The organism is Saccharopolyspora cebuensis, assembly GCF_039542665.1.
GTDB lineage: Bacteria > Actinomycetota > Actinomycetes > Mycobacteriales > Pseudonocardiaceae > Saccharopolyspora > Saccharopolyspora cebuensis.
On sequence record NZ_BAABII010000030.1, the window covers coordinates 1 to 9,174 of the forward strand.

A 9,174-nucleotide genomic window follows, 5' to 3' on the forward strand; every position below is an offset into this window, starting at 1 on the left:
GGTGGCCTGCCAGGTGCGGGCCACGACCAGGGAGCCGAGCAGGCGGGTGGTTTCCTCCCCGAGGGAGCCTTTGGGAATGCGCACGAGGCAGATGCCGCCCTCGTCGAGCACCCGGGTCATGTCCACGGTGGAGGGTCCGGCGGTCAGGGCGTCGCGGACGAAGGGGCGCAGCAGGAACGCGCGGAGCTTGTTCATCAGCGGGCTGATGACCTGGCTGCGCCCGGCCTCGCTGAGTTCGTCGTACCAGCGCCAGAACCCGCGCAGCACCGGATCGCTCACCCGGGCGGTGACGCGGGTGCGGAAAGCCGGTTCGGACAGCAGCTTCGGCAGATCCGCCAAGGTGGACACACCGGCCTGGGCCCGCAGGGTCAGGCAGGCGGCGCGCATCACGTCGTCGGTGCGCGGACCCCAGAACGCCGCGTAGACCCGCCGGAACACCGACACCAGGTTGTCCACGGCCAGGTCGGTGTCCCCGCCATCGAGGGGGTTCAGGCAGGGCGGTTTCGCGCGGCTGTCGGCGTCGAACAGCACGAGCCTGCTCCCGGCGTCGCGGGGCAGCCGGGCGAGGACGTCGGTGGCGAGGTCGCCCTTGGGGTCGATCAGCACCAGGCCCCGCCCGGCCTCGGCATCGGCCAGCAGCAGGTGCGCCAGCAGCGTCGACTTCCCCGACCCGGTCGCGCCCAGCACGTGCAGGTGGTGGCGGGCATCAGCCACCCGCAGCCCCACGGGCCGGGAGTGCCCGGCATCGGCATCGCCCAGCGGTTTCACCGCGTCCCCGGTGCCCGCGATGCCGGGCGGCGGGGCGAGGGCTTTCGCTCCGGCGCGGTGCAAGCCGGGGGTGTTGTCGTCGTAGGGCAGGTGCGCGAGTGCGGCGAGCTCACGCACCGACAGCAGGCTGCCGCGTCCGAGCCGCCGCTGGGCGATCACGTGGGAGGGCCGGTGGAGCCGGTGGCGGGTGAAATGGTTGTGGTCGGTCAACACCGCGAAACCCGACGCCAGCGCGTGCGCCCGCCCGCGCGCGGCGTCCCGGGCGGTGCGCAGCTGCTCGTCGGTGGCCTCGGCCGGTAGGTCGGTGGCGACGGTGTAGCGCAGCACGGTCTCGTACTGGCCGCCCTGCTGCTTGCCCACGATCGCCCGGTTCTGCGCCGACAACGCCAGCGCCGTCTGCGGGTCGGGCTGCGGCTGCCGCGACGGCGCCCCCGAGCGGCGGCGGCTGGTGGTGTGCGGGGTGAGCAGGTCCAGCAGCCGCCCGGCGAGATGGTGGGAACGGCCGCGCTGGAGATGTCGTGCCGCCCGGCGTGCGCGGGCCACGCGGCGGCCGGTGACCGGGCGGGCGAGGACCTGCACGCAGGCGTGTTCGCGGGAGCCCATCCCGGCCGGGGCCCCGAGCAAGGCGCGCACGGGGTCGGAGTCGAACTGGGTGCGCAGCGGCAGCGCCTCCGGCCTGCCGAGCCGCAGCTCCCCGGCTACCAGGACCCGCCGCTCCCCCGCCACTGGTTCAGGCAGCGCGGGACCGGCGGGCTCGGTCGTGGTGTGGGCACCGGGCCAGGCGGCTTCCACGGCGCGCTCGACGAGACCCGGCGGGATCACCTCGGGCACCCAGATCCGGATCGCCGTGCCCGATTCGGAGAAGGCGTACTCCCAGACCACGTGCGGCTGGCCCCACACCCAGCGGCGCCAGGACGGGCGCAGCAGCCCCACGAGGTTGGCCCACAACGCCGCACCTCCGCCGGAATCCACCGACGGCGGCGCCAGCACCGTCACCATCCGGGCCTGCCCCGCCAGCGCGGCATGGCGACGCTGCCACCACCAGCCGCGTGCCGTGAAGCCCACCGCGGCGAGCACGAGCGCGGCAGGCACAGCAATCGGCCAGGTACCGACGAGCTCGAACGCAACGGACAGCGCGTAATGGGCAACTTCGCCGGGGTCGCGAAGGTACTCCGATAGCCAACCGCCTTCGGGCGGCTCGGGCACGTGTGGTGTGGCCACTTCAGGCTCCTCTTGTGATGTAGGCGGCGAGGTCAGGCGAAGCCGAGGTCGATGTCGCCGTCGGCATCCACCGGCAGTTCCCCCGGCGCAGGTTCTGCGTGGCTGTCGGGGGTGGTCGCGGTGTGCTCGTCCTGGTCGTGGGCGAGTTCGGCGGGGTTGCTGGTGACGAGGTGGTGCTCGACCGGGGAGGCGAGGGCTTGGAAGGCGACGCGCTGGGTTCCGGTCGACAGCAGCCCTTGCCCGAGGTCGGCCGACAGCAGGAACTGCCGCTCGCCCGCGGAGAGGTCGAAGGTGGTGGTGATCTCGTCGATGGCTTGGGAGGCCTGGCGCAGCAGGATCTGGGTGGCGGCGTTGGCCACGACGGCTTTCCCGAGGTCGGTGCCGAGCACGTCGGCGGTGTCCTGGGTGGCCACGGTCAGCCCGGCCCAGTGCTTGCGGGCGGCCTTGGCCATGCGGAACAGGAACCGGGCGCCTTCGGGCTGCTGCATCAGCAGCCACGCCTCGTCGACCACCACCAGCCGGGGTCGCCGGTCAGCCGGGTGGGAGATCCGGCGCCATACCGCGTCGAGTACGAGCAGCGTGCCGATCGCCTTGAGCTCCTCCGGCAGCCCGCGCAACCCGAAGGTGACCAGGTGCCCGTCGGGGCAGGTGGTGGTGGGCCCGTCGAACAGCCCGGAGAATGTGCCGTCGACGTAGGGGTGCAGCCCGTCGGCGAGGGTGCGTGCGTCGGTGTTGTTCTCGGCGGCGAGGTGTTCGCGCAGGTCCCGAAGCAGCGGTGCGGGCCTGGTCCAGGTCCGGGGGTCGTCGGTGATCCCGGCGGCCCGGTAGGTGGCCGTGACTGCCCGGTCGAGCACCGCGCGCTCGGCGGCCGACAGGTCGCGGCCGAACAGCACGGTCAGCACGGTGTGCAGGAACAGGCAGCGCCGCGCCAGCGCGTCCTGCGCGACGGTGCGGCGCCCGTCCGCGCGGGTGTGGACCGGCAGGTCGAACGGGTTGAGCCGCACCCCAGGCTCGCCGAGCGGGACGTGGGTGCCACCTACGGCGTGGGTGAGGCGGGTGTATTCGTCCTCCGGGTCCAGGACGGCGACCTCGATGCCCCGGTACAGGCTGCGCAGCAGTTCCAGCTTGACCAGGTAGGACTTCCCCGCTCCGGAGCGGCCGAGGACCACGGCGTTGTGGTTGTGCATCCCCGGGCCGAAGCGGTCCCAGTGCACCAGCCCTTGCGAGCCGAGGTTGTAGCCGTAGAGCACCCCCTCGGCCGCGGCCGGGGAGGCCGGGTCGGGTGCGGGCAGGTCGGGGCTGGTGAACGGGAACGCCGCCGCCAGGGCGGCGGTGTCGAAGGACCGCCGCATCCCGATCAGGTCCAGGCCCATCGGCAGCGTGGTGATCCACCCCTGCAACGACCGGTAGGAGCAGGGCTGGGCATCCAGCAGCAGGCTGGCGGCCAGCGCCCGCACCGCCTGCACCTCATCCGCCAACACCTGCTCCGAGGCAGCGCGGACGGTCAGATAGAGGCCGACGCGGAACAACTTGCCCTCACCGCGCGCCACCCGGTCCGACAACTCGTAGGCGTCCTCGGTCGCGGCCTCCACCTGCGGATCAGCCAGACGCCCGTGCTCGGCGGTATGCCGGCGCCCGGACTCCAGCTTCCCGAGCTGCTTGCGCAGCCCCTTGGCGGCCGTGGCCGGATCGACCGGCGCCAGGTGCACGCTCACATCGACCCGGCCCGGGTAGGTCAGCAGCGGCGCCAGCCACCCCGGGTGCACCTCGCGGGGAAAGCCGGTGATCGCGAAGCTGGCCACCCGCTCCGACCCGACCTCCACATGCCGCGCACCGACCACCACCGAGTCCGGAACGAACGCCGCCGTCGACAGACCTGCGTCCCTGACCGTCCTTCTCCGCATCACGACCACTCCCCTTCATCGCGGGCAGCGGTGATGACCCCGTCCGGCGGGGCAAGATCCGTGGTCGTGTCGACGAGGCGGTCCGGGTTGCACGCCGAGGCCAGCACGGCCGTGGCCTGCTCGGCATCCAGCGGGGTGACCGTGATCCCGGCCGGGTGCAGCAGCTCGGTCGCCTCGTTCAGGCGCCGCGCCAGCCGCGCCTCGGCCGCCCGATGCTCGGCGTCGCCCTTGCGCTCATCGGCGTCCCGGCCGCCACGTCGAGTCCGCCAGATACCGACCCCGGTCCGCGAAGTGACCGAGGCACGTGGTTCGCGCAGGACGAGGAGGACTTGGCGGTGCAGGAGGTCGTTGCCCGCGGCGAGGTCGGCGAGGTAGTCGGCGTGCTCGCGGGCTGCGGCCTCCAACGCGGGGTGCGGCAGGGTGGGGGCCCGCTGGTCGAGGTCGGTGATCTGGGCGGAGAGGTCGAGTCGCTGGGTGCGCACGAGGATCTGCGCGGGTGCGGTCAGGCTGTGCAGCCACCGCGCGAACACCCCGACCAGCGCCTCCTGCTCGGCCGGTGTCCGCAGGGCGAAGTTCACCGTCGAACACGCCGCGACCACAGCGAGCCCATCCGGACCCAGGTTCACCACTCCGGCCTCGGAAACCTCCTCGGCGGGCAACCCGATCTGTCCGGTGGCCTCGCCGCGGCGGGCGGTCGAGTCGGTCACGGCCCGCGTCGAGATCCAGTCCGGTGCGGGTTGGATGTCCTCAGGGTTGGCGAGGCGCAGGCGGGGTTGCAGGCGTTGCCGGAGTGCGGCCAGCAGGAGCCGGTCCAGCGACAGGCCGTCGCGGGTGCCCAGGACCAGCACCGCCACCGCGCCACCGACCACGACGGTGATCCCGGCCAGCACGGGCCAGGGCAGCACCGTGCGGGTGGCGCGCCACAGCAGGTACAAGACGAGAGCGGTGGCGCCGAAGAATGCGAGTTGCCGGGCGGTGAGCGGACCGAGGACCCGGTCCTCGATGTCGACGTCGGCGGGAATCTTGACCGGCGTGGTCACGAGCGACCTCCTGGAGAACGGGGCGAACGGGGACGGCGCGGGGCCGGGTTCTTCAGCGGCAACGGCGGCTGCACCGCGCGGGGACGTGGTGCCCGGCTCGGCGGCGGACTCGGAGCAGGCGGGTTCGCGGTGTCGGCGGGACGGGGAGGCCGAGGCGGTGGCTGGCGGCGCACGTTCAACGACAGCCGGTACTGGCCGTCCCTGCCGAGCCGGGGCCCGTTCTCCGGCCAGTCCTGGCCCAGTGGCAGCTCCGACTGCCGACTACGCCCGGCGGGCGGCGGTGCCGCAGGTGGCGGTGGTGGGGCGGGCCGCGGCTGGCGCCGCACCGCGAGCGGAAGCTGGTACTGGCCGTCCTTGCCCACCCGCGGCTTGTTCTCCGGCCATTCCCCGCTCACCGGAAACGACATCTGCCTCGACCGCCCCGGTCTCCCCGGCTCGGCAACCGGTGGCACTGGCGGGTGGGCGTGGTGCCTCACGGGCATCGCCAGCCGGTACTGGCCATCGCGCTGGAGCACCGGCTTGTTCTCCGGCCATTCCCCGTCTAGCGGGAGCTTCAACTGCCGGTCCGGACCACCGCGTGATCGAGGCGGTGAGGCCGCTGGCTTGCGCGTCGCGGGGCGCCGCTTCAGAGTCCCGAGCGGCAGCAGGTACTGCCCCTGAGAATCGGCGCGCGCTTTCGCGTAGGGATCGTCCCGCTCGACCGAAACGGCCTTCCCGCGCGGCGTCGCTTTCCGGATACCGCCGCGAGCATTGCCGCCGGAGAGGAGCCCGAACGTCTTGTAAGCGATCGCGCCTTTCACGAGTCCGCCGATCAACGACGTCCCGCGGCCTTTGATGGAGCTGAGCACCCAGAACGGGATTTTGATGAGCACGTAGCACAACGACAGCGCCACGAGGAAATGGAACATCGCACACCACCAGACACGGCAGTACAGGAATGTCAGAAGAGGGTGATGCCGCCGGGAAGGAAGAACAGCTTCATCGCGGTGACGAGCGCAAAAGACTGGCCGATCTGGATCAGCAGGGTTCCGGCGAAGGCTTTCCACCACCACGCCGCGATGCCTTCGGTGTGCGGCAGCGCGTGGCACATCAACAGCAGCGGCGCGGCGACGAGCAGAATGATGGTGAGCATGACCCGCACCACGTAGGTCACCAGCACCACGACGATCATCACCAGCAACGCCAACGCGACGAACAACAGGAACAGGCTTCCGCCGTCGAGATCGTGCGTGAGCGTGTCGGCCATCGCCTGACCGGCCTGCTCCGGGTCGAGATTGCTCCCCAGGATCGACCGCGACAGCGCATTGGCGATATCGATCGCATGCCCGGCCACCAGCAGGGACAGGTTCGCGGCGAGGAAACCGACCAGAATGCGCGGGAGGATCTCCTTGATGGAGCTGCGGGTCTGCATCGTCTGGTACGCCATGACGAGCAGCCCGGCGATCAGGACGACCGTCGCGTAGGAGACGAGCACGGCCTGCCGGGACTGCTCCCAGATCTCCCCGATCACCGGAATCTCGTCGAGCTTCGGCGTCACCAGCAGCGATTCCCCCAGCAACCCGAGCACCTCGTTCAACCCCGGCGTGACGAGGTCTGTGAAGAAGCCCTCGATCGCCTCGGAAACACAGGCCGGAATGTTGGTGAACCCGCATTCCCCGGCCGGTTCCGGCGGAGGCCGGGTCGGCGGTTCCGGCGGCGGCGGCGCCGTCTCCGGCGCCGGACTCGGGCTCGGCGCGGGAGCCGGAGCCGGGGCCGGGGCCGGGGCCGGTGGTGCGGGTTGCGCGGCAGCGGCGGCGCCGAGCACCCACAGAGCAGCCGAGACCAGCACAAGCACGAGGTGCGACCGGAGTAAGCGGCGCTCGGTCATCTCAGACTCCGACGAGTCCGCGCAGGATGTCGACGATCACCGGCGCCAGGGCGGCGAGCATGTAGCCGAAGGCGGCGTTGCGGAACGCGCTCTTGGCCTTCTCCACCTCACCCGGGTCACCGTTGGCCAGCAGGTACCGGACACCGCCGATGGTCAGGAACACCGTCGCGACCAGCGCGAGCATCCCCATGATCCAGTTCCGGATGTTGGTCAGCACCTGGTCGAGCGAGGCCACCGCGACCACGTGCGTGGTCTCGGCGCTGGCCCCGTGGGCGACGGCGAGCCCGGCGCAGAGCATGACGATCACGAGGCACGCCGCTCGGCGGACCCGGCGGCTGCGGTGGCGGTGGGGTGTGGTGCGCATGGAGCTACCTCCGGTGCGAAGGCGGGCAAGGGCGGTCGGGGTCACCTCTGAACTCCGGTCCGGAAGCCGGAATGGGACATCGCGTCGCCGGGTTCCTCACCTCGATCGGCCTGCCGTCGAGTCACTGAGCGTGACCGGAGGCCCGGACCAATTGGGGGCTCGCCGCGGTGCTGGAGGTGGTCGGCGAGGCGGTGCTCGGCCCGCGCTCGCTGCTTCTTCAGCGCCTCGTAGGACACCCCGCGCTCGGCGGCCACGCGTCTGAGCGGCTGGCCGTCGAGCCGGGTCGCCGAGATCACCTCCGCCTCCTGCGCGGTTACCACCCCGGCGGCGACGGCCCCGGCCAGCACGAAATCCGGATGACCCGCCTCGGCAGCGCGTGCCCGATCACCACTGGGGGCGCGGGTGGGTGTCTCGGTGGACGGGGCGGGGGCGTCGAGGGCTTCGCGGAGGGCGGCGTGCCCGGCCCGGAACGCGGCCCAGCGGAGCCGGTTCATGATCCCCGGGCGGTCGAGGTTGATCTCGGCGACACCGGCCAGGAACCCGGCGAGCACGGCCGAGTGCAGGTCGGCCGGGTCGGCGGCGAACCGGGCCGAGAGCCGGGCGGCGATCGTGGTCAGCGCGGGCAACGCGACCCCCGCGCATGCCACCGTCCACGCCCCGCCCTCGGCCCGGGAACGCGACACGAGGTGCGTCCAGACCCGATCGCGCAGCGCCAACGGGCACTGTCGGTGCAGCAGCCGGTCGCGGACCTCGCCCAAGCCGACCATGCGCGGCGGAAGTCCGGAGAATTCCCGGCCATCGAGCGCGAGCGGATGCGGGCCGGTGGTGAGAAACGTGAAGGCGCGGCGGGCGGTGTCCAAAGCGCCCTCGCCGGAAAGGTCGGTGTCGTGGTGGATGCGGTCCATCGCGGGGCCTCCCGAGAAACGAGCGGAGAACGACCGCAAGAAAGCCACGCGAGGCAGTACCGGAGTGGTACCGAATGCTGACCAGATTCATTCCGGGCAGGTACCGGACACTTGCCGCTCCCACTTGTCGTGATCAGCGGCGCTCGCCACTCCACGCCCGCCGCGCCGTGGCGAAGATCCCGCCACCACCGGCATACCCTGCACTGTTAGAGCCCGGTACCCCGCCGGTAAGAGCTGTGGCCGGACACCTCCAGCCCGTTCCGGCGGCTCTTACCAAGATCCACGGATAATTTTTCCGGGGATCACTGTAGATCCGATAGAGCGATCAGCCCGAGTGCGAATGCATCGGCGCCTCACCACCGCCTTTCCTGGCTGCCGGGCACCATCGGCGGTGCCCGGCGAAAAAAGTGCCGTGGTCTTGTGTCCCATCCGACGCCTTTTCCCGGAGTTCAGGGATGGCAGCACCCGCTGCTCGCCCCGCATCCCCTCCGATGGGAAGGACGCCTGATGCCGACGCCGAACCCGCCCTCCCGTTCTCGCCGCGGCGAGGACCCCCGGCCCTATCCCGGAGCCCCGACCCGCACCCCCGCGCACCGCCCGAACCAGCGGGGCGCTCGCACGCAACGCCCCCGCAGTGCGGCCGAGGCCGCCCCGGCCTCGGTGTGGGCGCCCCACGCCGTCATCGACCCGGCGCTGGCATGGCCCCCCGCCCTGATCCGGCAGATCGTGACCGCCTTCTCCCACCACGGCACCCGGGTCGGCCTGCTGCCCTGGCCCACCGGCGACGGGGCGCCCGAGCTCGATGAGCAGGCCGACGACGCCCTCGCCGCGATCGAGCACCTCGGACGCACCAGCGTGCTCGAGTACCTGCCCGCACCGCGCTCGGCAGGCACGGGCTCGGCTCCGTTCTGGGCCGGACTCATCACCACCGACGCCCACTGCGCGGCCCCCATCACGGCCGCCGATCCCCACTCCTCCGAGGCCCCGGCTGCCGACCTCGACCTGATCATCACCCGACTCGACCCGGCCGAGGCCGGGGACGCCGTGGGCGATCTCGTCGCCCTGCACGCCGCCCGGCGTCTGAAGGCGGGCGGGCTCCTCGTGG

General features: G+C 72.1%; 7 protein-coding genes and 1 pseudogene. 1 reads left to right on the plus strand and 7 read right to left on the minus strand.

Translation table 11 applies throughout. The features are described from left to right. The 7 genes from ABD976_RS29070 to ABD976_RS29100 all read right to left on the minus strand — a co-directional run. Positions 1-1,989, minus strand: a 1,989-nt coding sequence (locus tag ABD976_RS29070; RefSeq protein ID WP_425570135.1) for a type IV secretory system conjugative DNA transfer family protein, incomplete at its 3' end; no start/stop codon positions are given. 32 nt (positions 1,990-2,021) lie between these two features. After that, positions 2,022-3,893 (minus strand): VirB4 family type IV secretion system protein, encoded by a 1,872-nt coding sequence (locus tag ABD976_RS29075; protein WP_345368249.1) that lies wholly within the window; start codon positions 3,891-3,893, stop codon positions 2,022-2,024. Further along, entirely contained in the window at positions 3,893-4,933 is a 1,041-nt protein-coding gene (locus ABD976_RS29080; protein ID WP_345368250.1) for a PrgI family protein, read from the minus strand. Before ABD976_RS29080 ends, ABD976_RS29075 begins: the two co-directional genes overlap by 1 nt. Further along, positions 4,930-5,841, minus strand: coding sequence for a hypothetical protein (locus ABD976_RS29085; protein WP_345368251.1), 912 nt, complete (start codon positions 5,839-5,841; stop codon positions 4,930-4,932). Before ABD976_RS29085 ends, ABD976_RS29080 begins: the two co-directional genes overlap by 4 nt. Positions 5,842-5,873: 32 nt before the next feature. Next, entirely contained in the window at positions 5,874-6,800 is a 927-nt protein-coding gene (locus ABD976_RS29090) for a TrbL/VirB6 family protein (RefSeq protein ID WP_345368252.1), read from the minus strand. A gap of 1 nt (position 6,801) precedes the next feature. Then, positions 6,802-7,164 carry a pilin gene (locus ABD976_RS29095; protein WP_345368254.1) on the minus strand — a complete coding sequence of 121 codons (363 nt, stop codon included), beginning with the start codon at positions 7,162-7,164 and terminating at the stop codon, positions 6,802-6,804. 41 nt (positions 7,165-7,205) lie between these two features. Further along, positions 7,206-8,069 carry a sigma-70 family RNA polymerase sigma factor gene (locus tag ABD976_RS29100; protein WP_345368255.1) on the minus strand — a complete coding sequence of 288 codons (864 nt, stop codon included), beginning with the start codon at positions 8,067-8,069 and terminating at the stop codon, positions 7,206-7,208. 507 nt (positions 8,070-8,576) lie between these two features. Between ABD976_RS29100 and ABD976_RS29105 the strand changes: the two are divergent. Then, positions 8,577-9,174: pseudogene (locus tag ABD976_RS29105) on the plus strand (hypothetical protein); the annotation flags it as partial.

What these genes read in the sequence shown, in the direction of transcription:
- ABD976_RS29075 (WP_345368249.1), bottom strand. Translation starts at nt 3,893, where the DNA reads ATGCGGAGAAGGACGGTCAGGGACGCAGGTCTGTCGACGGCGGCGTTC.
- ABD976_RS29085 (WP_345368251.1), bottom strand. Translation starts at nt 5,841, where the DNA reads ATGTTCCATTTCCTCGTGGCGCTGTCGTTGTGCTACGTGCTCATCAAA.
- ABD976_RS29090 (WP_345368252.1), bottom strand. Translation starts at nt 6,800, where the DNA reads ATGACCGAGCGCCGCTTACTCCGGTCGCACCTCGTGCTTGTGCTGGTC.
- ABD976_RS29095 (WP_345368254.1), bottom strand. Translation starts at nt 7,164, where the DNA reads ATGCGCACCACACCCCACCGCCACCGCAGCCGCCGGGTCCGCCGAGCG.
- ABD976_RS29100 (WP_345368255.1), bottom strand. Translation starts at nt 8,069, where the DNA reads ATGGACCGCATCCACCACGACACCGACCTTTCCGGCGAGGGCGCTTTG.